The sequence below is a fragment of the Bradyrhizobium sp. Pa8 genome (assembly GCF_052588265.1).
The window spans coordinates 144,962-170,328 of record NZ_CP176767.1 but is presented as its reverse complement, the minus strand read 5'-3'; the positions used below and the strand labels follow the sequence as shown (position 1 = coordinate 170,328).

Annotated in this window: 21 protein-coding genes and 1 tRNA gene; 15 read left to right on the top strand and 7 right to left on the bottom strand. The window is 64.9% G+C overall.

Features of this window, described 5'->3' with window-relative positions; all coding sequences use genetic code 11:
- Positions 1 to 172: 172 nt before the first annotated feature.
- Positions 173 to 640, top strand: a complete 468-nt coding sequence (locus ACKWRH_RS00725) for a nuclear transport factor 2 family protein (RefSeq protein ID WP_445218920.1) — start codon at positions 173 to 175, stop codon at positions 638 to 640.
- A 66-nt stretch (positions 641 to 706) separates the two neighbouring features.
- On the opposite strand, the gene ACKWRH_RS00720 is transcribed toward ACKWRH_RS00725, so the two are convergent.
- The 3 genes from ACKWRH_RS00720 to ACKWRH_RS00710 form a co-directional block, all read right to left on the bottom strand.
- Positions 707 to 1,504 (bottom strand): acyl-CoA thioesterase domain-containing protein, encoded by a 798-nt coding sequence (locus ACKWRH_RS00720; protein ID WP_445218919.1) that lies wholly within the window; start codon positions 1,502 to 1,504, stop codon positions 707 to 709.
- Positions 1,505 to 1,648: 144 nt separating this feature from the next.
- Positions 1,649 to 2,884 carry a tRNA epoxyqueuosine(34) reductase QueG gene (gene queG, locus ACKWRH_RS00715; RefSeq protein WP_445218918.1) on the bottom strand — a complete coding sequence of 412 codons (1,236 nt, stop codon included), beginning with the start codon at positions 2,882 to 2,884 and terminating at the stop codon, positions 1,649 to 1,651.
- Entirely contained in the window at positions 2,833 to 3,525 is a 693-nt protein-coding gene (locus tag ACKWRH_RS00710) for a glutathione S-transferase family protein (RefSeq protein WP_445218917.1), read from the bottom strand. The genes queG and ACKWRH_RS00710 overlap by 52 nt, the downstream gene beginning before the upstream one ends.
- Before the next feature lie 169 nt (positions 3,526 to 3,694).
- On the opposite strand from ACKWRH_RS00710, the gene ACKWRH_RS00705 reads away from it, so the two are divergent.
- From ACKWRH_RS00705 to ACKWRH_RS00695, 3 genes are all read left to right on the top strand, one after another.
- Complete coding sequence (locus tag ACKWRH_RS00705) at positions 3,695 to 4,501, top strand: undecaprenyl-diphosphate phosphatase (RefSeq protein ID WP_445218916.1); 807 nt, start codon at positions 3,695 to 3,697, stop codon at positions 4,499 to 4,501.
- Positions 4,502 to 4,602: 101 nt separating this feature from the next.
- Complete coding sequence (locus ACKWRH_RS00700; protein ID WP_445218915.1) at positions 4,603 to 5,928, top strand: FAD-binding protein; 1,326 nt, start codon at positions 4,603 to 4,605, stop codon at positions 5,926 to 5,928.
- Positions 5,929 to 5,931: 3 nt separating this feature from the next.
- On the top strand, positions 5,932 to 6,672 hold the full coding sequence (locus ACKWRH_RS00695; RefSeq protein WP_445218914.1) for an SDR family oxidoreductase: 741 nt from the start codon (positions 5,932 to 5,934) through the stop codon (positions 6,670 to 6,672).
- Positions 6,673 to 6,886: 214 nt separating this feature from the next.
- On the opposite strand, the gene ACKWRH_RS00690 is transcribed toward ACKWRH_RS00695, so the two are convergent.
- Positions 6,887 to 7,852 carry a complex I NDUFA9 subunit family protein gene (locus ACKWRH_RS00690; protein ID WP_445218913.1) on the bottom strand — a complete coding sequence of 322 codons (966 nt, stop codon included), beginning with the start codon at positions 7,850 to 7,852 and terminating at the stop codon, positions 6,887 to 6,889.
- A 150-nt stretch (positions 7,853 to 8,002) separates the two neighbouring features.
- Here ACKWRH_RS00690 and ACKWRH_RS00685 point away from each other — a divergent pair.
- Positions 8,003 to 8,089, top strand: a tRNA-Leu gene (locus ACKWRH_RS00685).
- Positions 8,090 to 8,203: 114 nt separating this feature from the next.
- Here ACKWRH_RS00685 and ACKWRH_RS00680 read toward each other — a convergent pair.
- Both ACKWRH_RS00680 and ACKWRH_RS00675 read right to left on the bottom strand, forming a co-directional pair.
- Positions 8,204 to 9,475 (bottom strand): MFS transporter, encoded by a 1,272-nt coding sequence (locus ACKWRH_RS00680; RefSeq protein ID WP_445218912.1) that lies wholly within the window; start codon positions 9,473 to 9,475, stop codon positions 8,204 to 8,206.
- 101 nt (positions 9,476 to 9,576) lie between these two features.
- Complete coding sequence (locus tag ACKWRH_RS00675) at positions 9,577 to 13,542, bottom strand: AAA family ATPase (RefSeq protein ID WP_445218911.1); 3,966 nt, start codon at positions 13,540 to 13,542, stop codon at positions 9,577 to 9,579.
- A gap of 210 nt (positions 13,543 to 13,752) precedes the next feature.
- Here ACKWRH_RS00675 and ACKWRH_RS00670 point away from each other — a divergent pair, with 210 nt between their 5' ends.
- From ACKWRH_RS00670 to ACKWRH_RS00655, 4 genes are all read left to right on the top strand, one after another.
- Positions 13,753 to 15,174: a YadA family autotransporter adhesin gene (locus tag ACKWRH_RS00670; RefSeq protein WP_445218910.1), complete on the top strand. Its 1,422-nt coding sequence runs from the start codon at positions 13,753 to 13,755 to the stop codon at positions 15,172 to 15,174.
- A gap of 19 nt (positions 15,175 to 15,193) precedes the next feature.
- A complete protein-coding gene (locus ACKWRH_RS00665) occupies positions 15,194 to 15,748 on the top strand; it encodes a hypothetical protein (RefSeq protein WP_445218909.1) in 555 nt (184 codons plus the stop codon).
- A gap of 567 nt (positions 15,749 to 16,315) precedes the next feature.
- Entirely contained in the window at positions 16,316 to 17,413 is a 1,098-nt protein-coding gene (locus ACKWRH_RS00660; RefSeq protein ID WP_445218908.1) for a hypothetical protein, read from the top strand.
- Positions 17,410 to 17,985 carry a tail fiber domain-containing protein gene (locus tag ACKWRH_RS00655; RefSeq protein WP_445218907.1) on the top strand — a complete coding sequence of 192 codons (576 nt, stop codon included), beginning with the start codon at positions 17,410 to 17,412 and terminating at the stop codon, positions 17,983 to 17,985. The genes ACKWRH_RS00660 and ACKWRH_RS00655 overlap by 4 nt, the downstream gene beginning before the upstream one ends.
- A 7-nt stretch (positions 17,986 to 17,992) precedes the next feature.
- Here ACKWRH_RS00655 and ACKWRH_RS00650 read toward each other — a convergent pair whose 3' ends face one another.
- The gene (locus ACKWRH_RS00650; RefSeq protein WP_445218906.1) at positions 17,993 to 18,493 is read right to left on the bottom strand and encodes a hypothetical protein; all 501 of its coding nucleotides are present in this window, start codon (positions 18,491 to 18,493) and stop codon (positions 17,993 to 17,995) included.
- 180 nt (positions 18,494 to 18,673) lie between these two features.
- On the opposite strand from ACKWRH_RS00650, the gene ACKWRH_RS00645 reads away from it, so the two are divergent.
- The 6 genes from ACKWRH_RS00645 to rpoN all read left to right on the top strand — a co-directional run bounded on the left by ACKWRH_RS00645 (position 18,674) and on the right by rpoN (position 25,290).
- Positions 18,674 to 19,999, top strand: a complete 1,326-nt coding sequence (locus ACKWRH_RS00645) for a UbiA family prenyltransferase (RefSeq protein ID WP_445218905.1) — start codon at positions 18,674 to 18,676, stop codon at positions 19,997 to 19,999.
- A gap of 116 nt (positions 20,000 to 20,115) precedes the next feature.
- Complete coding sequence (locus ACKWRH_RS00640) at positions 20,116 to 20,730, top strand: ribonuclease D (protein WP_445218904.1); 615 nt, start codon at positions 20,116 to 20,118, stop codon at positions 20,728 to 20,730.
- 145 nt (positions 20,731 to 20,875) lie between these two features.
- Positions 20,876 to 21,607, top strand: a complete 732-nt coding sequence (gene lptC, locus ACKWRH_RS00635) for an LPS export ABC transporter periplasmic protein LptC (protein WP_445222597.1) — start codon at positions 20,876 to 20,878, stop codon at positions 21,605 to 21,607.
- A 5-nt stretch (positions 21,608 to 21,612) separates the two neighbouring features.
- A complete protein-coding gene (locus ACKWRH_RS00630; protein ID WP_445218903.1) occupies positions 21,613 to 22,329 on the top strand; it encodes an LptA/OstA family protein in 717 nt (238 codons plus the stop codon).
- A 246-nt stretch (positions 22,330 to 22,575) separates the two neighbouring features.
- Entirely contained in the window at positions 22,576 to 23,586 is a 1,011-nt protein-coding gene (gene lptB / locus ACKWRH_RS00625) for an LPS export ABC transporter ATP-binding protein (RefSeq protein ID WP_445218902.1), read from the top strand.
- A 90-nt stretch (positions 23,587 to 23,676) separates the two neighbouring features.
- On the top strand, positions 23,677 to 25,290 hold the full coding sequence (gene rpoN / locus ACKWRH_RS00620) for an RNA polymerase factor sigma-54 (RefSeq protein ID WP_445218901.1): 1,614 nt from the start codon (positions 23,677 to 23,679) through the stop codon (positions 25,288 to 25,290).
- Positions 25,291 to 25,367 lie beyond the last annotated feature (77 nt).

Sequence of the window (25,367 nt, the reverse complement as noted above, 5' to 3'; positions counted from 1 at the left end):
CGCTAAGGCTTCGGCGGCCGAGCGAGTTCTTGGCCCGGCGAAGCCTTGGCGGAGACGGGATCGGGCGATCCAGTATTCCAGAGGCCATCGTGCTTTAGCCGAGAAGCCGCGGCGTACTGGATGCCCCGGTCAAGCCGGGGCATGACGGAGAGCGAGAATGGGAGAAACGCCAATGACCACCACCACGATGCTGCGCGCCTTCTGCGACGCGGTCGAGCAGCGCAACGGCCGTGCGTTTGCCGACCTGTTCACCGAGGACGGCGTCTATCACGACGTCTTCTACGGCGCCTTCGAAGGCCGCTCCAAAATCGCAGCCATGGTTGACGACTGGTTCTATCGCACGGCGACCGATTTCCGCTGGGACATGCATGATCCCGTAACCGACGGCACCACGCTCTATGCGCGCTACACTTTCAGCTATCGCTCGACCCTGCCGGAAGCGAACGGCGCGCGGGCGATGTTCGAGGGCGTCGCGATCATGACGCTGCGCGACGGCAGGATCGTGAGCTATCACGAGGTCGCCAACACCGCGCCGGCGTTCGTCGATCTGAAGTTTGCGCCGGAACGGATTGCGAAGATCGTCGGCAAGCAGGGCGCCGAGCTGAAAGCGCGGCCGGAGATGAAGCGGCATCTGGCGTAGGCGCGCGGCTATCTCCTTTCGTCATTCCGGGCTCGCGCTGCGCGCGCCCTGGAATGACAGTAACGATTATCGCTTCGACGGATTCGCCATCGGCTTGCGCTGCGCCAGTGCTGCGACCGTCGCGGTGCCGATCGGGCCCTGCTCGTCGTAGAGCCAGCATTCGCCGATCGCGACACCATCGGTCGCCTGGTGATTGACCACGTCGAACCCGATCCAGTTCGTCACCGGCAGCCGATGCAGATAGATGGTCACGTCGCTGTTGATGTAGCCGAGCCCCTTGTCGCCGGCGTTCGCAAACGGGCTCGCGAAATCGGCACCGACAGCGACATGAACGAACGGCGTCATCGGCACGCCGGCCACGAGCTCGCGCACCTCGCTCATCCAGAGTCGGCGCGGACCGAGCGAGCCCATATGGCCGACGATCGGCCGCGTCGTCCATTTGCCGTTCATGCCGAGCCTGGGATCGGTCGGCTTGGGAATGTCGTCCGGCTTCGGCACGTCCCAGTTCGGCGGCGACCAGACATTGCCGTCCGGATTCTGCGTTTTGCGCAGCAGCTGGCACGAGGCAAGCGCCATGCTGACTCCGCCGGAGACAAATTCGGCCTCGACCACGCGAATGCGTAGTCCGTCGCGCACCAGCCGCGTCGTCACCTCGATCGGCTTGTCGATGGTCGGCAGCCGAAACATGTTGACCGTGAGCCGCGCCGGGACGAATTCAGGGCCGGAATGGCGCTCCTCGATGGCGAAGCCGAGCAGGCCGACGATGACGCGTCCGTGCAGCGATTTCGGATCCCAGGGACCGTTGGCCACTTCCGTCGGATGGAATGTATCGCCGTCGCGGGTGAAGAAAGGCATGTTTGTCATGGCGCGCGACTTTGAGGAAACGCGTGAGGAAATCAAGGTCCCCCAATCCTCAGGATGAGGGTCAGAAGCAGAGCGCTGTAGCCACAACAACGCTGTCATCGCCCGGCTTGACCGGGCGATCCAGTACTCCGAGACGATTGTGGTTCAATCGAGAGGCCGCGGCGTACTGGATGCCCCGCTTTCGCGGGGCATGACAGTGGAGAGTTGGGAGGCGGTTTGCCACTCCTCACGCACGCTGTCGTCGTGCTCGTTGCTCGCCGCGGCAGACCTCATCGCGTCAAACTCTTCGCGCGACATCAGCTGCCCCAGCGCCCACACCGCAGCGCCCCGCACCAACGTGCTCTCATCGCCCAGCAATCGCCGCGCTTCTTCCGCCAGCATCGCCTCACCGGAGTTACCGATCGCGATCAGCACGTTCCGCAAAAACCGGTCGCGGCCGATGCGCTTCACCGGGGACTTCGTGAACATCGCCCGAAACGATGCATCGTCGAGACGTGCGAGTTCGGCGAGCGACGGCGCGCGCAATTCGTCGCGCGCGGCGAGCTTTGCCTCGCGTCCCTCCTGCGCGAACTTGTTCCAGGGACAGGCCGCAAGGCAATCGTCGCAGCCATAGATGCGATTGCCGATGGCTTTGCGAAACTCGCGCGGGATCGGTCCCTTGTTCTCGATGGTGAGATACGAGATGCAGCGCCGTGCATCGAGCTTGTAGGGCGCCGGAAACGCCGACGTCGGGCAGATGTCGAGGCACGCCTGGCACGAGCCGCAATGATCGATCTCGGCGTCGTCGCGCGGCAGCTCGAGTGTCGTGTAGATCGCGCCGAGGAATAGCCAGGAGCCGAACTCGCGCGAGACGAGATTGGTGTGCTTGCCCTGCCAGCCGAGATGCGCGGCTTGCGCCAACGGCTTCTCCATCACCGCCGCGGTGTCGACGAACACCTTTACGTCCGATGGCGCGGTCGCGACCAGCCAGCGCGCCAATGCCTTCAGGCGCTTCTTGATGAGATCGTGGTAGTCGTCGCCCTGCGCATAGACCGAGATCGCCGCGCGCGTGCGCTGCTGCAGGATCGCGAGTGGATCCTGGTCGGGCCCGTAATTGACGCCGAGCATGATGACGCTGCGCACGTCCTGCCACAGCCCGCGCGGATCGACGCGGCGCTCGGGGTGTGCTGCAAGCCAGTCCATGTCGCCATGGCTGCCCGAGGCGATGAATTCGAGAAAATGCTGTCCGGCGTTTTCGATCGTGCCGGATGCGGTGATGCCGATGCAGTCGAAGCCGAGCGCGCGTGCCTCGTTTGCAAGCCTCGCCTTCAGTTCGGTCGGATCCGAGTTCAGAAGTCCAGGTCCACGTAGGTCCGCGATGCCGGCACGCCCGCCAGCCATTCGCTCAGCAGCGGACGGAACGACGGGCGGGATTTCACCCGCGCGTACCACGCCTTTGCTGCGTCGTCCTCGCTCCATGGCACGTCGCCCAGATAGTCGATCGCCGATAGATGCGCCGCGGCGGCGAGATCCGCGTAGGTGAGCCGGTCGCCGGCGAGGAAGTTCCGCGTCTGCGCCAGCCAGCCGATATAGGCCAGATGATAGCGCACGTTGGCCTTGGCGGCTCGCATCACGTCGGCCGAGGGTGCGCCGCCGCCGTTCTCCTCGCTCATGAAGCGCTTGTAGATGCGCTCGGTGACCAGAGGATGCGAGACCTCCTCGAAGAATTTCTCGTTGAACCAGGCCATCAGCCGGCGCACCTCGACCCGCTCGGCGACCGTTTCCGGCATCAGGCGCTTCGGTCCCATCTCGGCGCCATAGGCCTCGTCGACATATTCGGCGATGATCGCCGCGCCCGGTATAGGCGGCTGCTCGTCGTCCACCAGGACCGGTGTCGTGCCGGCCGCATTGAGCAGCAGAAATGCCTCGCGCCGTTCCCAGCTGCGCTCTTCGACCAGCTTCAGGTCAAGCCCGTATTCGCCCGCGATCAGACGGATGAAGCGCGAATGCGGGCAGAACGGATGATGAAACAGCGTAAACATGAAGCCTTTGACTATTTGATGGTGATTAAGAATCCATCAATGTTTGTGCGGCGCCACACTAGTCCTTGAAAACCGCGAGGCAAGGGCGCGATGCAGCATTTTGCGATTGCGAGAGCAGGACGAATAGGCGAGAAGAGCCCCGCTTTTCCAGCGGAAATGGACCGTAAATATGTCAGACGCAATACGGGCAGTGATCCTCGGCATCATCGAGGGTGTGACCGAGTTCCTTCCCGTGTCCTCGACCGGCCACCTTCTGCTCGCGGAGCGCTTCTTCCATCTCGGCGAAGGCGCGTTCTGGGATTCGTTTACCGTTCTGATCCAGCTCGGCGCGATCCTCGCGATCGTCGTGCTGTACTTCAAGAAATTGTGGGACGTCGCGATCGGCATGTTCACCGGCGACGCCTATGCGCGCCGCTTCGTGATCGGCGTGCTGGTGGCGTTCCTGCCCGCGGTCATCGTCGGTCTCGTCGCCGGCAAATACATCAAGAGCCTGCTGTTCAATCCGTGGGTCGTGTGCTTCTCGCTGATCGTCGGCGGCGCCATCCTGCTGTGGGTCGATCGGCTCGATCTCAAGGCGCGCGAGCATGACGCCACCAAATTTCCGCTGCTGATGTATCTCTATATCGGCATCGCACAGTGCGTCGCCATGATCCCTGGCGTGTCGCGCTCCGGTGCGAGCATCGTCGCTGCGATGTTTCTGGGGGCCGACAAGCGCGCGGCGGCGGAGTTCTCGTTCTTCCTCGCCATCCCCACCATGATCGGCGCGTTCGCCTACGATTTCTACAAGAACCGCTCCGAGATGACGATGGACCACATGGGCGTCGTCGCGATCGGCTTCGTGGTGTCGTTCATCACCGCGATCATCGTGGTGAAGACGTTCCTTGGGTACGTCACCCGCCATGGGTTTGCGGTGTTCGCCTGGTGGCGCGTGATCGTGGGCACGCTCGGCCTGATCGCGCTGGCGCTCGGCCGTTAACCTCTCGAAAACTCACCGACGTGCCTCAACGCAATATAAGCTTTTGATTGGTAGGCAGTTTCCAGAGCAGGGCGGCGCGCGCCCGGCACAGGAGCTGAGCCATGACCCTCGTCAGCGGCTGGGGGCGTTTCCCGGTCGTCGATAGCGAGCTGTTGCGGCCGCGGTCGTTCGAGGCCGTGGGCGAAGCCGTGGTGACGGGCTCCGTGGCCAGGGGCAATGGCCGCGCCTATGGCGATGCCGCGATCGGCGCCATCAGAACCATCGCGATGACGGGGTTCGATCGGGTCAGGTCGTTCGATCCCGCGACCGGACGCATCCGGCTCGAAGCCGGCGTGCTGCTGTCGGACCTGATCGACACCTTTGGCCCGCGCGGTTTCCTGCCCTTCGTCGTGCCGGGTACGCGCTTCGTCTCGGTTGGCGGTGCCATTGCCGCCGATGTCCACGGCAAGAACCATCATTGCGAGGGCGGTTTCGGCCGCTATGTCGACAGCATTTTGCTGCGCACCGGGCAGGGCGAGACCATCGAGGCCTCGCGCGAGCGGAACTCCGATGCCTTCTTCGCAACCGTCGGCGGCATGGGCCTCACCGGGGTGATCCTGGAGGCGACAATGCGGCTACGACCGGTCGAAACGGGGTGGATCCGCGAGCGGGTGATCTCCGCATCCGATCTCGACGCCGCGATGCGCGCGCTCGATGCGGGCGATTCCGCCACCTATTCGGTGGCCTGGATCGATTGTGCCGCACGCGGCAGTGATCTCGGCCGCTCGCTGATCTATCTCGGCGAGCACGCAAGGACAGAAGAGCTTGCCGACGGCGCCGGTGCATTTCCCGCCGGCAAAAATTCCGGCCTCGCGGTGCCCATCGACCTGCCGTCGATGACGCTGAACCGCTACAGCATCCGCGCCTTCAACGAGCTCTACTACCGCATGGGCGCGCGGCGCGCCGGCGGCGGCCATGTGGTCTCGCTCTATCCGTATTTCTTCCCGCTCGACAGCATCGCCGACTGGAATCGCATCTACGGCCGGCGCGGCTTTCTCCAGCATCAATGCGTGATCCCGGAGCTGGGCGCCCGCGCCGTGCTCGGCGAGATCCTCGATCGCGTCGCCCGGCGCGGCGATGCCTCCTTCCTCGCGGTGCTCAAGAAACTCGGCCAGGGCGACGGCATCCTGTCGTTCCCGCTGCCCGGCTACACGCTGGCGCTGGATTTTCCGGTGAAGGGCGACATCCTGAATTTCCTCGACGAGATCGATCGCCTGGTCGTCGCTGCCGGCGGCCGGCTCTATCTCGCCAAGGACGCCCGCCAGTCGCGCGCCACATTCGAAGCCGGCTATCCGGCCTTGCGGCGCTTCAACGCGATCCGCAAATCGCTCGATCCCGCCGGGACCATCCGCTCAAAACTTTCACAACGCCTGTTCGATGAGGTTTAAGCCGTGACGTCACGCAAGTCCGCAATTGTGCTCGGTGGCTCCTCCGATATCGGCCGCGCCGCCGCGCGCGCCTTTGCCAAGGCCGGATACGATGTCGCCCTCGCAGGCCGCGACGTCGCCGCACTCGAGCCTGACGCCGCCGATCTGCGCGCGCGCTACAACGTCGAGGTCGGCCTCCACAAATTCGATGTGCTCGATACCGCTTCGTTTGGTGGCTTTGTCGAAGCGCTTCCCGCGTTGCCTGATGTCGTCATCTCGATCGTCGGCCTACTGGGCGTTCAGCAAAATGCCGAGAGCGATCTCGCGCACGCCACCACGATCATGCGCTCGAACTACGAGGGCCCCTCGCTGATTCTCGGCCTGTTCGCGGAGAAATTCTTGGCACGCGGCAGTGGTACGCTCGTCGGCGTCTCGTCCGTCGCAGGCGATCGCGGCCGCGCTTCCAATTATGTCTACGGCTCGGCGAAGGCAGGCTTCTCCGCCTTCCTGTCGGGCCTGCGCGCCCGCGCCAGCCGCGGCGGCGTTCACGTCGTCACGGTGAAGCCCGGCTTCGTCCGCACCAAGATGACGGAAGGCATGAAGCTGATCGGCCCGCTTACCGTCGAGGCGACGGTCGTCGGCGATGCGATCCTCCATGCCGTCGAGAAGAAGACCGACGTCGTCTATGTCAGCGGCAAATGGCGTCTCGTGATGCTGATCATCAAGACGCTGCCGGAAGCGGTGTTCAAGAAGCTGAAGTTTTGAGGCCGCGCTGACGGTGCGCTCCCTCGCCCCGTTCTTACGGGGCCGCGACGAGCTTCGCTCGCGCTGAGAGGGTTGGGGTGAGGGGCCTCTCTCCACACGTGAGATCGTCGAGGGACCTGTACCCCCTCACCCGGATTGTGCCGGACGATGCTTCGCATCGCCGGGGGCAATCCGACCTCTCCCCGCAAGCGGGGCGAGCTGAAGAAAGGATGCCCTACACGCTCATGCGCTGGAACTGCCCGGCGGCGCGGAAACGCCAGAGATATTGCGGGGCGATCGCCTCCAGCGAATCGGCTGATATGCCGAGCCCTTCCAGCGTCAGCCCTGCCGCCTTCGCCGCATCCGACACGACATTGTCGCGCGCCAGCAGCGTGACCTGGTCCGGCGTCAGCTTCAGCGCGCCCGGCGCGAATTGCAGGAAATTGGCCTGGAAACTGGCAAGGGAGAACGACAGCGGCACCAGCGTGCGCTTGCGGTCGGTTATCGCGAGGATGGCCTCGATGATCTCGCGCATGGTCAGCACTTCCGGCCCGCCGAGCTCGTAGGTCGCGCCCGCCTTGGCCTTGCCGTCGACGGCATCCGCGATCGCGGTGGCGACGTCGCCGACATAGACCGGCTGCATCCTGGTCTCGCCGCCGATCAGCGGCAGCACCGGCGACATCCGCGCCAGCGCGGCGAAGCGGTTGGTGAACTGGTCCTCGGGCCCGAAAATCACCGACGGGCGGAAGATCGTGGCCGACGGCACCGCGGCCAGCACCGCCGCTTCGCCGGCCGCCTTGGCCCGGGCGTAGCGCGAGGGCGATTCGGCGTCGGCGCCGATCGCCGAGACATGCACCAGGCGGCTACCTGCGGCCGCGGCCGCCTTGGCGACGGTTTCGGCGCCCTTGGCCTGGACGGCGTCAAAGCTCTGCGCACCGCCCTCGGCGAGGATACCCACCAGATTGATCACGACATGCGAATCACGCAGCGCCGCCTCGACCGAGGCCGGATAGCGCAGATTCGCCTGCACGGTGTGGACCTGCCCGACCCGCCCGGAGGGCTGGAGGTATCCGGCGAGCTCCGGCCGCCGCACCGCGACCCGGACCCGATAGTCCCGCCGGCACAGCGCGCGGACGACATTCCGGCCCAAAAACCCCGATCCGCCGAAAACCGTGACGAGAGTTTCCAGATTCGATGCCATGGGAGCCAATCCTGCAGGAAGAGTGCGTATTATCAGGCTTGTATCGGGCCGGTGTGCGATGCGCAATCCGCATCCCCACGCACCCTCCAAGCATCATTTGACAACCGCGTCACCGAACCGTAGTAACCGCCTCCGTGCCCCAAACGGCATGCCCAGGTGGTGGAATTGGTAGACGCGCTGGCTTCAGGTGCCAGTGGCTTAACGGCCGTGAAGGTTCGAGTCCTTTCCTGGGCACCATTTTGCGGGGTTTGGACCCGGAATAGAGCTACCTCCGAGCGGTAGGGATGGCAGGGCGATGAGCCCCAAGTCGTCGTGGCCGTCGTCCAGATGGGACGGATCGGCTGCCTCCCCTCAAACCACCCGCCTCCCCGCCCGCTCCGCCACCGCCTTCTGCACGAAATACATCGCCACCAGCGCGACCATGGCCGACGCGACGACGACGTAGCCGATCCGGTCGAAATGGAGCAGCGAGCCGTCGGGCGCTTGCGCGACGATCGCGGCGGCGGCCACCGAACCGAGACCCCCGGAGAGCTGCTGAAGCGACGCGCTGACCGCGCTGAACGAGCCGCGCTGGCTCGGGTCGGGGATCGCCGACATCAGCGCCTGCGACGGAATCATGCGCGAGAAGATGCCGACGAACATCAGCACGTTGACGAGGATCGCGGTCGTAAGCGAGACGTGGCCGAGATGGGTGTAGATCAGCACCATGATGACAGACACCACGCTACCGAAGACGAAGGTCGGGTACTTGCCGAACGCGTCGCTGGCCCTGCCGACCAGCGGTCCGGTGACGATGCTGAACAGGCCGGAGACGAGATAGATCGTCGGCAGATGCAGGATGTCGATGCCGAGATTGTGCACGGTGAAGGCGCTGGAGAACGGCATCAGCATGTACCCGCCCGTCGCCAGCAATGTCGTGACGGCGAAGGCCAGCGTATAGCGTGGTTGTCCGATGGTCGCGATCAGATGGCGGAACGGATTTCTGTCCTGCTTCAGCTTCAGATGTGCGTCGACAGGCTCCATCGCGAAGGCGATGATCGCGATCGCGGCGATCGACAGGCCGACGATCGCAATGAAGCAGACATGCCAGTTCCAATGATTGGCGAGAAACAGCCCCGCGGGAATGCCGAGCACCTGGCTCGCGGCGAACGCCGTCTGGACGAAGCCCATCACGCGGCCGCGCAGGTGCAGCGCGAACAGATCGGTGATGATGGCGAGCACGACCGAGCCGATCACGCCGCCGAACAATCCGGTCACGATCCTGCCGAGCAGCAGCACGTGGTAGGTCTGCGCGGCGGCGCAGAGCAGGGTCCCGAGCGTGAAGCCGACATAGAAGAACAGCAGCAGGCGCTTGCGGTCGAAGCGATCGGCAAAGCCGGCGGCGAGGATTCCCGATAGTCCCGCGCTGAACGCGTAGGCCGACACCGCGACGCCGAATTGCCCGGCCGTGATGTCGAGCGCCGGCATCAGGATGGCGCCGAGCGGCGACATGATGATGAAATCGAGAATGATCGTGAACTGCGTGAACGCGAGCAGCGCGATCAGGAGCGCCTGGTAGCGCGTAAAGCCGCGCGGACGGTCCGATTGATCGTCGATAGGCGCGGCGAGCGTCTGGTCGGTCATGGGGCTCGATTCATGGCGAGTGGAGGAAGAGACTGGCAGATAGGGTGAGCCGGGGCGAATTTCATGGGCCGCAGGCCGCTCGTTCCCCCGGAACATGAAGCTCACACCGGGTTGTGGGATCCATGCAACAGGGAGTCCGGCAATCCACTCAATTCCGCTTCGGCCTGCACCAGCCAGAACCGCATCTCCATCTCGCGGTACATCGTCGCCGCGGCAACAAGCTCGTCGCGAGCCTGGTCCGGACGTCCCGCGTTCAAATACAATTTTCCGAGGCCGTGATGGCAGCGCGCAGCGAGCGGGCGGAGGTCGAGTTCGTCGGCCAGCGCGAGCGCGGCTCTGTAGTGACCTTCGGCCTGGTCCGGGGAGCTGTCGCCGCTGGAAGCCTCGCCCAGAAGGCGCAGGGCGGCCGCCTCGCCGCTCCGCTGGCCATTTTCACGGGCCAGCGTCAGCGCCCGTCCGGCAGCCCTGAGAGCATCCGCCTGCCGGCCCGCGAACAGGTATGCTTCGCCCAAAGGCGACAGAAACAGCGCCTGGGCAAATCGATGCCCCATCTTCTCGAAGACCCTCAGCGCCTGCTCCATCAGCGGCAGGCCTTCGGCCGTTCGCCCCAGCAGGGCATAAGCGTGGCCAAGGCTGCCGGAATTGCCTGCGACGAGGAACGGCAGGTTCCACTCGCGCGCCACCGCCAGTCCGCGCTCCAGCACCACGACTGCGCGGTTCAGCTCTCCCCGGGACGCCAGCAGATCGGCAAAACACCAGCTGACGATGCCGAGGCTATAGGGGTGATCGACCGCCTCGGCGAGGCGTATGCCTTCCTCGCCGTGAGCGATCCCGCGCGCGAACTTGCCCTGGTCGGCATAGATGCGAGCGAGAAAACCGTGGGCGGTCACCGCCGGAAATCCGGCGAGGGAAAATTGCTGGAGGCTTGCGTCGCCGTCGAGCAGTTCCAGCACGTTGAGATAATGAGATTCCGACTCGCCGTAGTGCAGCGTCGAGAAGCAGGCGAGCCCGAGAAACAGCGATGCCGAGATGCGGAGCGAAAGCTCGCCGAGCTGCTCTGCGAGACGATGGGCGTCCCGCCCGAACTTGACGGCGTCCTGTGGATGGCCGCTCAGGCTGAGGGTCTGGCACATGTGAACGGACGCGAGGCAAAGCCGTCCGGGATCGTCGAGATCTCTGGCCAGCGCTTCGGCCTCGCGAAGATAGCCGACGATGCGCGCGAACTGGCCGAGTGGAAACAGCGAGGTCTTCAGGTCGAACCTGAGATCGATCGCCTGCTCCATTGTGTCCCGGGTCTGCGGCAGCGTCGCGAGACAGCGCAGCCCCCGTTCGAAGAAACTGGCCGCTTCGCGGTTGGCCCATCGCGCATGTGCGAGTCGCCCCGCCTTGATCCAGTGGTCGGTCGCCTCGCGGGCACGCGCGGCCTCGGCGAAATGATGGGCAACGATCTCGGGTTGGGTTTCGGCCAGTGCCGGGAAGCTTTCGATGAGTGTGTTCGCGATATCCGCATGCAATTGCTGCCTGCGGCTCCTCAGCATCGCGACATAGGCGGCCTCCTGGACCAGCGCGTGCTTGAACGAGTAGCTCGCCTGCGGCGGCGAGCCGCGACGGCTGACGAGGCCGGAGGCCGTCAGCCGTTCAAGCGCGGCGTCCAGATCGACAGGGGGCAGCGCGGATATTGCAGCGATCAGCTCGTAGGAGAACTCCCGCCCGATCGAAGCGCCGATCGAAGCCACGTCCTTCACCGCGCCGAGCAGATCGAGGCGAGCGGCCAGCGAGGCCTGCAACGTCGCCGGAATGGCGAGCGACCGCCGCGACCCCTCCGGCCCTTCGCTGTCGGATGCCTCGCGCAACAGCTCCTGCTCAATCAGCGTGCGGGTCAACTCCTCGACGAACAGCGGGATGCCGTCGGCGCGCGACAGTATCTGCTCGACGACGGGCTCGGGGAGAGGCTTGCCTCCCGCGACGTCATCAATGATGCCGGCGCTGTCGCTGCGGCCAAGGCGGCCGAGGGGCAGCAGCGTCACATGTGGCTGGCCGATCCAGGAAGGCTGGAATTCCGGCCTGATGGTGATAAGCAACAGCAGCGGCAGATTTGCGGCGCGAGCCGCGATCGCGTCGAGCAGGTCGAGCGATGTCGGGTCGATCCAGTGCGCGTCCTCGATCACGATCAGCCCCGGTGTCTGCACCGTTCCGGCTGAAAGCTGGTTGAGCAGTGCATTGAGGGTCATCTCCCGCTTCTCCTGCGGGGAGATCGCGAGGGCCGGATAGCGTCCGCCCGAGGGCACGCCGAGAAGCTCGGCGATCAGCGCGACATCGCGGGTCAGATTTTTCGTTGCGGGCGCGAGCAGGGCTTCCAGCCTGTCTATCCGCGCGCCGGCACTGCTGCCGGGTTCGAAATTGGCAGCCCGTTCAAGCTGAATGATGAGCGGGTAGAGCGCGCTGTGCGCATGATGCGGAGAGCAATAATAGCGCAAGCGGCTGTGTTGCTCGTCCTCGAGTCTCGTCAACACGCTCTCGACGATGCGCGACTTGCCGATGCCGGGCTCGCCCGAGATCAGCACCACGCGGCCCGCACCGGACTTCGCCTGATTCCAGCGGCGCAGCAGCAGCTCGATCTCTTCCTGGCGACCGACGAGCGCGGACAGTGAATCGGCGCGCCGCGCATCGAAACGGCTGACGCCCACAGCCTCGCCGAGCACCTGCCACGCGGGCACCGGCTCTCGCAGTCCCTTGACCTCGAGATCCGGAAGCGCGCGCGTGTCGAACAATTGCCCAAGCAGCCGCCGCGTGCCGGCTGCGATCGCGACCTCGCCCGGCGCGGCCGCGGTCTGCAACCGCGTCGCCAGGTCAGGCGTGTCGCCGATCGCAACATGCTGCCGCATATCGCCGGGCCCGGGTCTTTCGCCGATCACGACAAGGCCCGTTGCGATCCCTACGCTTGCCTGAAGCGTAGCGCCGGCCGGCGCACTCAAGGTCGGGACAGCGTCGACAAGGGCAAGGCCGGCCCGCACGGCACGCTCGGAATCGTGCTCGCGGGCTGCGGGATAGCCAAAATAGATCAGGACACCATTGCCCTGGTGCTGGGCAACGAAACCGTGGAATTGCGCTGCAATACCAGCGGCCAGTTGATGGAAGGCGACGATCTGATCATGGACGTCCTCGGGGTCGCGGGCTGCGGACAGCGGCATGTCGCCGACGAGATGGCAAGCCATGATCGTCAGCTGGCGCTGCTGGCGGCCGCGCGGCTGGAGCGATAGCGGTGGCGCATCGGCGTCGGGTGCTGCGTCAGCTACGGCTTCGGTCTCCCGCTCGGGCTCACGTGCGCGTGCCGTGCCGGATGGTCTGGTGTTGCGGAGTTGCGCGGCGAGCGACTGGGTCACCGCGTCGGGCTCGGTGTTCAGTTCGCGCCTGAGCAGCGTGACCAGGTCCTGGTAGTGCTTGAGCGCTTCGGCCTTGCGCCCGGTGGCGGCGAGCGCCTGGACCATCAATCGATGGGCGTCCTCGCGCAGGCCATTCACCGCGATGGCGCGGTTGGCATTCCTGAGCGCGGATTCCGCATTTCCTGATTGCAACGCATGCTGGCCGTGCCGGACCATGGAATCGACCGCAAGGCCTGCCAGTCGCTCTCGCTGCTGGTCGCGCCATTCCGACCATGCGTCTTCCTCGATGTTCAAATCCGTCAGCAGCGGATTGCGATGGAGATCGGCAGCCGCAGCCAGCGATGCGCGGCTTCCCTCGACAATCAAGCTCTCGAAGCGGACCGCATCGCAGTCGATCACGCCCGGCGCGAGCCAGACATCGTTGTCGTCGCTGAAAAGGGAGTCCTGGCCCAGAATCCGGCGTAGTCGCACAAGGCTCTGGCGCAAATTCTGCCGGGCTTGGGTCTCGAAATGCGAGCCCCAGAGCAGGTTCGCCAGCCTTTCTCGCGGCTGGGGGTGGGGCGCTGTGCAGGCCAGGTAGGCCAGCAATCCAGCGAGCTTCCTGCCGGGCACCGGGATCACGCCGTCGTTTGTGGTCAGTTCAAAGCGCCCGAACAGCGAAAGACCAAATCTCGGAAGCTGCACGCTGTCTCTCATTCCAATAGCAAGCACGGCACGGCAATTGTGGCCCCGGAAACACACCTTACACGCTTTGACGTAGTTTGAATGTCGCGCAAAGCAAGAGTCACGCTGCTGTCACGCTCGATTGACGCCGGCATTGACGGCGCCCGCCTACAAACGCTCCGCGACGCGCGCTCTCCTATGGCGAATTGGGGAGATAGTGGGGGACTAAACATGAATATTTCAGTCGTATTCCGAACGCGAGCAGCCGCCTTCCTTGCAACCGGGCTCATCGCCGCGATCGCGACCGGCGCGTACGCTCCGCAAGCCCGGGCCCAGTTCGTGTGCGTCGATACTGCTGCCTCCGCCCAAGGTGCGACGGCAACCGGATCGGGCGGCAATTTCGCCTGCGGAACCAATGCCAATGCGACCGGCACCGGCGGCAATAACAGTGCAATCGGAACTGGCGCAAACGCCAGCGGCAACGTCAGTGGCAATATCGCCGTCGGCCTCGCCAACGCCAGCGGCAACAGCAGCGTCAATACCGCGGTCGGGGACAACGCCAATTCCAGCGGCAACAACAGCGTCAACACCGCGATCGGAGAAGCCCTCGCCAACGGCAACAACAGCTCCAATACCGCGAGCGGCTTTGACGCCATTGCCAGCGGCGACGGCAGCAAAAACCTCGCGACCGGGTCCAGCGCCCACGCCAGTGGCGACGGCAGCGGCAATATCGCGGCCGGGTCGAACACCAATGCCGTCGGCAACGCCAGCAACAACATTGCGTCCGGGACCAACGCCAACGCCAGCGGCAATATCAGCTCCAACGTCGCGACCGGCTTGAACGCCAACGCGAGTGGCGCCGGAAGCCGAAACGTCGCGACCGGCGACGGCGCCAACGCCAGTGGCGCGAGCAGCTTCAACGCGGCGAGCGGCTATCTCTCCAATGCGAGCGGCGCCAATTCGGGAAATGTCGCAACCGGAGCAGGCGCCCTGGCTAACGGCACCGGTAGCGCCAACGTCGCGGTGGGCCTCAACGCCAACGCCAGCGGAAACGGCGTCGCCAATACCGCGGTGGGCAATGGCTCCAACGCCACCGGCGCGAACTCGTCGGCTTTCGGCAATGGCGCGTCGGCGACCTTCGCGAACTCCGCCGCGATCGGCAACGGCGCCACCGCGACGCGCGCCAATCAGCAGGTCTACGGCACCGCGACCAACACCTACACGATGGCCGGCATCGCCTCGGCCGCGAGCACGGCTGCGCAGTCCGGGCCGACGCAACTCGTCACCACGGATGCGGCCGGCAATCTCGCCTCGACGTCGCTGGCCGCGCTCGGGCTTGCTAGCTCCGGCGATATCGCAGGCATCAACAATCAACTCGCCGGCATCAATGCGCGCCTGAATGAGCTCGACGGCAAGACCGGCAAGGCGATCAACGGTGTTGCGATGGCTTTTGCGATGTCCGGTTCGCCGTGGCTAATGCCGTCCGAGAAGATCGCGGTCACCGCGAACTGGGGCACGTTCCAGAACACCAATGCGCTCTCCATGAGCGCCGCGGTCCGCGTCAGCGAGCATGTGCAGGCCAGCGGCGGCCTGACCTACGGCACGAACGGCGGCGGATTGGGCGGACGTGTCGGAATGCGCGTCGGCTGGTGAAGGCGGGCGCGGCCAGTCCATGCAATTGATTGCGCGTGCCCTGATTGCGCTGGCGCTGCTGCTGTCGTGCAGCAACGACCGGGCGGAAGCTCAACAGAAAACGCTTGCGCCTGCGGCCACGCCCGCGCAGCCGTCGCTGCCTGTCACGTTGGAGCAGGCGCTCTATCTGATCCGTTCGACGCTGCTTACGCTCAATGATGCCAACCGCACCGGCAATTACACCGTGCTGCGCGATCTCGCCGCGCCCGATTTCCAGGCGCGCAATACCGCCGCCGATCTCGGGCTGAATTTTCTCGACCTGCGGCGTCGCAATTTCGATCTGTACGGCGCGGCATTGCTGCCGCCGCAATTCACCGAAGCGCCATCGCTCGACCAGCGCGGAATGCTGCGCCTTGCCGGTTACATTCCGACCCAGCCGCAGCAGATCAAGTTCGATCTCGTGTTTCAGATCGCCGCCGGACAATGGCGACTGTTCGGGATCGCTATCGCCACGCCGGAAGCCGCACCCCCGCAGCCGCAAGCCCAGGCGGCTGCCGTGAAGTCGGCCGCGTCTGCGCAGAAGAAGTCACCATGAGGCACCAAACAGCCGCACCGGCGCAGCCGCGCGGCCAACAGATTCGCAGCCGCGACCGTCATCGGCTGGAATTCTGGATTGCTCCCGGACGGAACTCAAAAAGGAAATCAGGATCATGATGTTTCGAATGATGATCGCGGCGGCTCTGCTCGCTGCGACCACGGCAGGCCCGGCTGCGGCTTACAGGATGTCTCCGTCGCTGGCCGACGTGGCAGCAAGGAAGGGCATACCACCTGCGCCACCAGCCAAGCCTGCCCCCCCGCCGAAGCCGCCTGCACCTACGACCGGCAAAAAGCCGTAACCGTCGCTCCCGCGTATTGAACAGCGAGGTCGCCGCGGCTCTGGCGGCCTCGCTTCGATCCGATCTATTCCAGCTGTAGCTCTTGTAAGCTCCCCATGCGCGCGCGCCCACACGTTCGAGAAGGATGGAAATACGCTCCATCACGAGGCTCAGACGCGCTCCCGTCTTTGGCAGTACTGGCGATCATTTGTGCGGCAGCGATCTCCTCCGCAGCGAACGCCGCGGAATCTGCGCATCCGAACTGGTCTCTGAGTGCCGATCAGGAGTTGCGCTATTCCAGCTGGAGCGGAACGAGAGGTTTTCCCGCCGGCGGCTCGACATCGCCAGGCGCCGGCGCGCAGCTCTATGCACCGCTGACGATGCAAGCGACCGGGCAGCCGCTTGAGAGCATGAAACTCGAGCTGCTGGCCAAGGGCGGCTCTGTCTGGTCGCGGCAATCAACGCCCGGATTGAGCGGTACGTTGGCGACCACGACCGATACGGTCGTCTCGGGGACGGCAACCTATCTCGGCATTCCCGGCCTTCAGCCTTTCATCGCCATGAACCTGAACCTTCCCACCGGGACGACAGCGCTCTACGGCATCGCGGCAAATGCGCGGATGGATCCTGACATCGTCGATCTCGCAACGTTCGGCGAAGGATTGAACGTCGGCCCGACCGTCGGCGTCAACATCCCCATCTTGGATGCGCTGATCCTGACATTTGGCTCCGGCTACACCTGGCGCGGCGGATATCGTATGGAGGCGCTGCTCGATCCCCCGACTCTGGAGCAGGCAACCACACTGGTGGGGCCGGGCCGGATCGCAACGCAGACTGCATCGCTCGGTTACCAGCAGACGAAGCTGATCCTGCTGGCTTCGGCGTCCTATGCCCACGAAACCACGACCTACCTCGATCACGTCGCATCCTATGTGCTCGGCGACCGCTACACATTGTCCGCCACGGTCGGATATTCATGGACGCAATCGTCGAGCACGACATTCACGGCGACATGGACGAATGCAGAGAAGAACAGGGTTCTCGATCCGGCTCTGATGGCCGTCATCCCCGAGTCGTTCCGCTCCAATAGCGCCGTGTATCGGTACCGCCTCGAGCAAAGCTTTGCGAGCGGCAACTGGACCGTGGCGCCGATGGTGAACTACATGCGGCGCGATCAAAATTCCTACAATCCGGTCACGCAGCAGTTCATCCCGGCAAAGACCCGCATCGGGACAGGGGGCTCCGCGCAGTACGCGATCAGCGAAGGGACGTCGTTGAAGGCGAGCGCGGAGCACTTCTGGATCAATGAGAACCACACTGAACTGACGCCGGACCTTCGCGTTCGCGGCTGGATCGCGATGTTGGGCGGGAGCATGAAATTTTGACGCGACACATTATCGGATGGAACGGTCTTGCTCTCGCCGCGGCATTCGTCGCCGGCCTGTCGATGTCCGATCCGGCGCAGGCTCAAACGCGATGCCCCGAGGGCAGGACTGCAGGTGGTGGATGCGTCAACGGCGGGCTCGCCAGGTCGATGCGCCAGCGCGCGATCATTTTCACACAGCCCAAAATATCCTCCACCGGCGCGCCGGTCTCGCAGAGCCGCGGCGACAGCCAGGACACGAGCACCCCTAGGTCGATCGAGCGGTCCTACGACAAATACGGACCGCCTCCGCCGCAGCCCGTGCCGGCGGTGGTTCCGACCCTGCCGCCAACGCCTCCACCGCCGGTCACGTCCGACAGGCGGCTCAAGCGCGATATCTCGCGGCTCGGATGCCTCGACAGCGGCATCTGCCTCTACCGGTTTCGCTATCTCTGGGACGACACGTTTTATGTCGGTGTGATGGCCCAGGAGGTCGAGCGGATCGTGCCCAATGCCGTGGTGCATGGTCCCGACGGCTATCTTCGGGTCCGTTACGACCTGCTCGGACTGCAGTTCCGCTGCTGGAGTGATTGAGAGACCACTAGGCCTCGATGACCACGCTGATCGTGTGAGTCATGTCCACCGGCTGATAGACCAGCACCGTTCCGCCGACACCGTCGCTCGTGGGCGTGAACTCCGCGGCGGCATGCTGTCCGAGCAAGGCCCAGGAATAATTGCCAGCTGTCGTCGTCATGTTCAGATGACCTGTGCCGTCAATGCTGGCGCTCGTGACGTTGCGGAAATCGATCCGGTCGCCGGACCCGAAGTTCACGATCGTTCCGGCGAACAGCGAGGGGTCGTCGAGGATGAGCGTCGCTGCCGCCGCCCCGTCGAAATCGGCGCCGTTGGCGAGCCCGCCGGCATATTCGGTGCCACCGTCGGCCACGACCGCGCCGTTGATCGTCGCACCATAAGCGATGCTCAGAATTCCGGCGCCCCGAACAAAATATTGCCGGCCGCTCGGGATCGCGACGACGGTCCACCGGAAACGAGGTTTGCTCTGCGGCGGACGCGTAGGATGCTGCGGGTTTATGTTAATCATAACATAATCGAGTACCGCGATGTCGGCGGAATGACAGGTTGGCGAACCGGGTTGCCGCCAATCTCGGGTTAAGCCAGCCTTAGCGAATGCCTCCTAGGCTCGCTGCCGTCCATTTCCCTGCTCCTTGGCCGCCCGCTTTCCTGGAGCCGGTCATTTTGCGGCAAACAAGAGCGTTTTCGAATGGAGCAGCCTGCCTGGCAGTACGTTTCCAGCGCGCCTGAGCCGTCGGCAGTGCCGGCGGCTGCGCGGACGCTCGTCATCGATCTCGAAGGCGCCCTGCTCCGTTCCGAACTGCTGCTGGAAGCGCTGTTCTCCAGCCCCGGCCGTATGCTGGCCCGCTTCGGCGCGGGCGGACGCCCGGGCATGGCGGCGCTCACGGATATCCTGGCGCGGGCCGAGCTCGACTACGCCCATCTGCCCTATGATGCCGACGTGCTGAACCAGGCGCTGGCGGCGCGGGCGCGGGGCGGGAAGATCTATCTGGTTGCCGGCCGCTTTGCCCGCCATGCCGCCGGCATTGCCGCCCATCTCGGCTTTGACGGTGTCGTTGCGCCGGCTGATCTTTCTGCGGGCGGGAAGCTGCCGTTCGATCCCGCCTCCATGGAGCGCATCGAGACGCTCGGCAGCAGCCGTGCCAGCCTCAAAACCTGGGCGCAGGCGCTGCGCGTCTATCAATACGCCAAGAACACGCTGGTGTTCGTGCCGGCGATCACCGCGCATCAGATGAATCTTGCGACGCTCGGCTACGCATTGCTGGCGTTCATGGCGTTCTCGGCCTGCGCGTCGGGCGCCTATCTGATGAACGATCTGCTCGATCTTGCCGCCGACCGGCAGCATCCGACCAAGCGCCATCGCGCGCTCGCGGCAGGTCGGCTGCCGATGTCCTCGGCGCTGCTTGCGGTTCCCGCGCTGTGGCTGCTCGCGGTCGCAGCCTCCCTCTGCATCTCGCCCTTGTTCCTCGCCGTGCTCGGCGGCTATCTCGCCACCACCATCGCCTATTCGCTCGCGCTCAAGCGCAAGATGCTGGTCGACGTCGTGACGCTCGCCGGCCTCTACACGCTGCGCATCATCGCCGGCGCGGTCGGTGTCGGCGTGGTGCTCTCGGAATGGCTGCTGATCTTCTCGCTGTTCGTGTTCACCTCGTTGGCGCTGATCAAGCGCTTCAGCGAGCTCAGCATGCGCGAGAGCGCCGGCCTCGCCGATCCCTCCAACCGCGATTACAGGATCACCGACCTGCACATCATCGGCGCGATGGCGGCGGCGAGCGCCATGAACGCGGTGACCGTGTTCTCGCTCTACGTCTCCTCCTCCGCGGTGACGCCGCTCTACAGCCGTCCCTGGATGCTGTGGCTGCTCAACCCGTTGCTGCTCTACTGGTTCGGCCGCGCCCTGATGATGGCGCATCGCCGCGAGATGCCCGACGATCCGATTCTCTACACTTTTCGCGATGGCGCCAGCCGCGCGACGGTGGCGGCGATGATCTGCATCATGCTGGCGGCGATCTGACCGCGCCCCGGCGGAACAGCTGCCGCTTGCGCGGCCCGCCGCCAGTGGCTACATCGCGGGCAATCCGATTAGCTTATGATGCCGACCGACCAATTCGATTGAGGTTTTGAAACACCATGACCGTACGCCTGCATCGCGGCGACCTGCCCGACCTGTCCCGCTACACCACAGCGGTGGCGATCGACACCGAGACCATGGGACTGAACCCGCACCGCGACCGGCTCTGCGTGGTGCAGCTCTCGCCCGGCGACGGCAGCGCCGACGTGGTGCAGATCCCCAAGGGCCACACCGACGCGCCGAACCTGAAGGCCCTGCTGGCCAATCCCGCGATCACGAAGATCTTCCACTTCGCGCGGTTCGACGTCGCGGTGCTGTACCAGACCTTCGGCGTCATGACCGGCCCGATTTATTGCACGAAGATTGCCTCCCGCCTGACCCGCACCTACACCGACCGGCATGGTCTCAAGGACCTCGTGCGCGAGGTGCTCAATGTCGACCTCTCCAAGCAGCAGCAATCGAGCGACTGGGGTTCCGACAGCCTGACCGAGCCGCAGCTCGCCTACGCCGCTTCCGACGTGCTGCACCTTCATGCCCTGCGCGAGCGGCTCGACGCCATGCTGGTGCGGGAGGGCCGCACCGCGCTGGCAAAAGCCTGTTTCGACTTCCTGCCGACCCGCGCCCTGCTCGACCTCCAGGGCTGGGCGGAAGAGGACATTTTCGCGCATTCCTGAGGCCTCCCGCCGCTGCTAGCTTAGGGCTGCCGCCCCGTTTCGGACACTTTCGTGCGGCCTGTCGCAGGCTGCATATTCAAGCGGCGCCGGATACAATGCCGTGCGCCCTCAACCGGACGAGACGAGCGACACCTCGGGAGCTCAGGTGAATTCGGCCCAGAATCCAACCTACGACGCCGCGCTTGCGGCGAAGTTTGCCAGCGCGGCGCGCCACAGCCGCCTGGTGCGGATTCTGCGCATCGCGGTGCCGGTGACGGTGGCCGCGTCCATGGCCGCGATCGTCGCCGTCTCGACCTTCCTCAATCCGTTCCAGATCCCCATCAAGCTCGACTCCGGAAATCTCGTGGTGACAGGCACCAAGATCACGATGGAATCGCCGCATCTGGCGGGCTTCACGCCGGACCAGCGGCCCTACGAGCTCTGGGCCAAGACCGCGACGCAGGACATCACCGATCCTGACCATGTCGATCTCAATGATTTGCGCGCGAAGGTGCTGATGGAAGACAAATCGACTCTGCTGCTCGATGCCCGCACCGGCCGCTTCGACAACAAGCAGCAGCAGCTCGACCTGCACAAGGACATCTTCCTGCGCACCTCGACCGGCTACGAGGCGCGGCTGAACTCGGCGTTCGTCGACATGGGCAAGGGAACGGTCTCCTCGGATGACCATGTCGACGTCAAGCTGACCAACGGAACGCTGACCGCCGACCGGCTGCGGATCACGGAAGGCGGCGACGTCATCCGCTTCGAGGGCAATGTGGTGATGCATCTGGACAAGCTGGATGATCCCGCCGTCGCCCAGCCTGCGCCGGCCGAGCAGCCCGCGCCGCCTGTGAAGACACGCACGCCGCAGAACAAGTCTGCCAATTCAAAGTGATTTTCATGATGAGATTCTTTTCGCGCAACGAAGACAAGCGGTGCGCCATTCTCGGTGCAGCCGCGCTCGCCGTCGGCGTCGCGCTGGTCGCAACCGGTGCGGCTGTCGCACAGAGCACGATGCAAGGCGTGCCCAACGCAATGCAGGGGTTTTCGCAAAACCGCGACCAGCCGATCCAGATCGAAGCCGCCTCGCTCGAGATGCGCGACAAGAAGAAGGAGGCAACCTTCTCAGGCAACGTGAAGGTCATCCAGGGCGACACCACCATGACGTCGAAGACGCTCGTGGTGTTTTACGATTCGGGCGGGGACAAGCCGGCCACGCCGCAGCCTGCACCTGCGAAAGGGGCGAAGGCAGCCCCGATGCAGTCGGCGACGCCGGGCCCCGGCGGCAGCTCCTCGATCAAGCGGCTGGAAGCGCGCGGCAATGTCGTCGTCACGCAGAAGGACCAGGTGGTGACCGGCGAGACCGCCGTGTTCGACACCAAGACCAACCTCATCACCATGCTCGGCGGCGTCGTCCTGACGCAGTGCAGGAACGTGCTGCGCGGCGACCGTCTGGCGGTCGACATGACCACAGGTGTCTCACGGGTGGAATCCGACACCGGCAGAGTGCAGGCATTGCTGCCGCAGGGTGGCAGCAATGATTGCGGATCGGGGAGCCCTGGCAAGCCCGCCGCGGCGCCGCCGATGCAATTGCCCGGCGCGGGCAAGCAAAAGTAAATTCCTGCAGTAACTTCAAGTGCTTGGGCCAGATTCTCCCGATCCGAGGTTGAAGCTTGCCCGGCGAGGCTGTATCTAGCGCGAAGGGCTTTCCAAGCGGGGTTCGCCGCTTTTCGGGCGTGTTTCACTGGGCATGAGACATCCCTTCACTCATGCTGTGCTGGCGAATCGCAAGGCCGGTGCGGCAGATCGCGGGATCACGCGCGGATCATCGCGCAGGATTGTCGTGAAAGGCTAGAAGGCGGGATGGTCGATCTCTTCAGCATGTTCCGTCGGCGCCCCGCCAAGCGCGGCCGGCCAGGATTTGCGCGCCAGGACATCACCGCCCTCGGTGACAGCGTCGGCGGTCTCGTGCCCAGCCCGGTGCGCGATGCATCGCCGATCGCCCGTGACCAGCCGATGCGCGCGCCCGACCATTTCCAGGCCGACTACCAAGCCGACTACCAGACCGAACCGCCGCGTGCCCAGGCGGGGCATCCCGTGAGGGCCGCCAGCAGGCCCAACGGCGCCGGCGGGCCGCAGCTTCTGAAGCGGCCAGGCTACCTGGCTGTGCATAGTGTGGAGAAGAGCTTTGGCAGCCGCCAGGTGGTGCGCGGCGTCAGCATCTATGTGCGCCGCGGCGAAGCGGTCGGCCTGCTCGGCCCGAACGGCGCCGGCAAGACCACCGTGTTCTACATGATCACCGGCCTGATCAAGCCCGATCGCGGCGCGATCGAGCTCGACAGCCACGACGTCACCAAGCTGCCGATGTATCAGCGCGCGCGGCTCGGCATCGGCTATCTGCCGCAGGAAGCCTCGATCTTTCGCGGCCTCACCGTCGAGCAGAACATCCGCGCGGTGCTCGAAGTGGTCGAGCCCTCGCGCAAGAAGCGCGAGCAGCAGCTCGACTCGCTGCTTGACGAATTCAACATCACGCGCTTGAGGAAATCGCCGTCGATCGCGCTGTCGGGCGGCGAGCGCCGCCGCGTCGAGATCGCGCGCGCGCTGGCGACGCGTCCGAACTACATGCTGCTCGACGAGCCCTTCGCCGGCATCGATCCAATCGCGGTCGGCGACATTCAGGACCTCGTCCGCCATCTCACCAACCGCGGCATCGGCGTGCTGATCACCGACCACAATGTGCGCGAGACGCTCGGCCTGACCGATCGCGCCTATATCGTCTATGCCGGTGAAATTTTGACCGAGGGTAGCCCGGATGAGATCGTCGCCGATCCCGACGTTCGCCGGCTTTACCTTGGCGAGGAATTCCGCCTCTAGCCCGTTTTTCGATTTCGTCAAGCCGTGTACATCAGGCTCGGACTAGGATAAGCAAAAATCGGACCAACTTTTGGGATCGGTTCTTGCTTCATGGCGCTCACGCAGAGATTAGAGTTCCGGCAATCGCAGTCGCTGGTTATGACGCCGCAGTTGATGCAGGCGATCAAGCTGCTGCAATTGTCCAATCTCGATCTCACGACCTTCGTGGAGGAGGAACTCGAGCGGAACCCCCTGCTGGAGCGGGCCAACGACGAGCCGCCCGCGGGTGAGGCCCCGGCCGAGACCGGCCAGTTCAGCGATTCCGACGGGGGCCACAACGACGAGCCGGGCGGCGGTCCGGGCGAGGCGTTCGAGCCGGGCCAGGAAGAATGGATGAGCAAGGATCTCGGCACCCGCGCCGAGATTGAGCAGACCCTGGATACGGGCCTGGACAACGTCTTCTCCGAGGAACCGGCCGAGGCCGCCGCGCGCAACGCCCAGGATGCGGCGCCGACCACCTATACTGAATGGGGCGGCGGGGCCTCCGGCGACGAGGACTACAATCTCGAAGCCTTCGTCGCCGCGGAGATCACGCTCGGCGACCATCTTGCCGAGCAGCTCTCGGTCGCCTTCACCGGCCCGGCGCAGCGCATGATCGGTCAGTACCTGATCGACCTCGTCGACGAGGCCGGCTATCTGCCGCCGGATCTCGGCCAGGCCGCCGAGCGTCTCGGCGCATCGCAAGCCGACGTCGAGGACGTCCTTGCCGTGCTGCAAAAATTCGATCCGCCCGGCGTCTGCGCGCGCAATTTGAGCGAATGCCTGGCGATCCAGCTCCGCGAGCTCGACCGCTACGACCCGGCGATGCAGGCCCTCGTCGAGCACCTCGATCTGCTCGCGAAGCGCGACATCGCTTCGCTGCGCAAGCTCTGCGGCGTCGATGACGAGGACATCGCCGACATGATCGGCGAGATCCGCCGCCTCAATCCCAAGCCCGGCATGAAGTTCGGCTCGGCGCGGCTCCAGACCATGGTGCCCGACGTCTACGTCCGCCCGGGCCCGGATGGCGGCTGGCATGTCGAGCTCAACAGCGACACCTTGCCGCGCGTGCTGGTCAACCAGACCTATTATTCCGAGCTGTCGAAGAAGATCGGCAAGGACGGCGACAAGTCCTATTTCACCGACGCGCTCCAGAACGCGACCTGGCTGGTGCGCGCGCTCGATCAGCGCGCCCGCACCATCCTGAAAGTTGCGACGGAAATCGTGCGCCAGCAGGACGGCTTCTTCACCCACGGCGTGGCGCACCTGCGGCCGCTGAATCTGAAGGCCGTTGCCGACGCCATCCAGATGCATGAATCGACGGTGTCGCGCGTTACCGCCAACAAGTACATGGCGACAAATCGCGGCACATTCGAATTGAAATATTTCTTCACCGCCTCGATCGCCTCCGCCGACGGCGGCGAGGCGCATTCCGCGGAGGCCGTGCGCCACCACATCAAGCAGCTGATCGATTCGGAAGCGCCGTCGGCGATCCTGTCGGACGACACCATCGTGGAACGCTTACGCGCCTCGGGAATTGATATTGCCCGCCGCACGGTCGCGAAGTACCGCGAAGCCATGCGCATTCCCTCTTCGGTGCAACGCCGCCGTGACAAGCAGAGCGCTCTTGGTAACGTCCTCTCCACCGCAATGCCCGATCGCTCCCGCAACACCGAGCCGGCCTGATTGCGCTGACGCGAAATCGCGCTACTCTCGATACCCCATCGAGACCGATCCAAGCTGGGCACTTAAAACCAAGCGAG

Bases quoted from the DNA above. Each gene is read 5' to 3' on its own strand.
- queG (WP_445218918.1), bottom strand. From the start codon at position 2,884: ATGGCTGGCGGGCGTGCCGGCATCGCGGACCTACGTGGACCTGGACTT.
- ACKWRH_RS00690 (WP_445218913.1), bottom strand. From the start codon at position 7,852: ATGGCATCGAATCTGGAAACTCTCGTCACGGTTTTCGGCGGATCGGGG.
- ACKWRH_RS00665 (WP_445218909.1), top strand. From the start codon at position 15,194: ATGCAATTGATTGCGCGTGCCCTGATTGCGCTGGCGCTGCTGCTGTCG.
- ACKWRH_RS00650 (WP_445218906.1), bottom strand. From the start codon at position 18,493: ATGATTAACATAAACCCGCAGCATCCTACGCGTCCGCCGCAGAGCAAA.
- ACKWRH_RS00725 (WP_445218920.1), top strand. From the start codon at position 173: ATGACCACCACCACGATGCTGCGCGCCTTCTGCGACGCGGTCGAGCAG.
- lptB (WP_445218902.1), top strand. From the start codon at position 22,576: ATGGTCGATCTCTTCAGCATGTTCCGTCGGCGCCCCGCCAAGCGCGGC.
- ACKWRH_RS00710 (WP_445218917.1), bottom strand. From the start codon at position 3,525: ATGTTTACGCTGTTTCATCATCCGTTCTGCCCGCATTCGCGCTTCATC.
- ACKWRH_RS00670 (WP_445218910.1), top strand. From the start codon at position 13,753: ATGAATATTTCAGTCGTATTCCGAACGCGAGCAGCCGCCTTCCTTGCA.
- ACKWRH_RS00720 (WP_445218919.1), bottom strand. From the start codon at position 1,504: ATGACAAACATGCCTTTCTTCACCCGCGACGGCGATACATTCCATCCG.
- ACKWRH_RS00630 (WP_445218903.1), top strand. From the start codon at position 21,613: ATGATGAGATTCTTTTCGCGCAACGAAGACAAGCGGTGCGCCATTCTC.
- ACKWRH_RS00700 (WP_445218915.1), top strand. From the start codon at position 4,603: ATGACCCTCGTCAGCGGCTGGGGGCGTTTCCCGGTCGTCGATAGCGAG.
- ACKWRH_RS00705 (WP_445218916.1), top strand. From the start codon at position 3,695: ATGTCAGACGCAATACGGGCAGTGATCCTCGGCATCATCGAGGGTGTG.
- ACKWRH_RS00680 (WP_445218912.1), bottom strand. From the start codon at position 9,475: ATGACCGACCAGACGCTCGCCGCGCCTATCGACGATCAATCGGACCGT.
- ACKWRH_RS00640 (WP_445218904.1), top strand. From the start codon at position 20,116: ATGACCGTACGCCTGCATCGCGGCGACCTGCCCGACCTGTCCCGCTAC.
- rpoN (WP_445218901.1), top strand. From the start codon at position 23,677: ATGGCGCTCACGCAGAGATTAGAGTTCCGGCAATCGCAGTCGCTGGTT.
- ACKWRH_RS00645 (WP_445218905.1), top strand. From the start codon at position 18,674: ATGGAGCAGCCTGCCTGGCAGTACGTTTCCAGCGCGCCTGAGCCGTCG.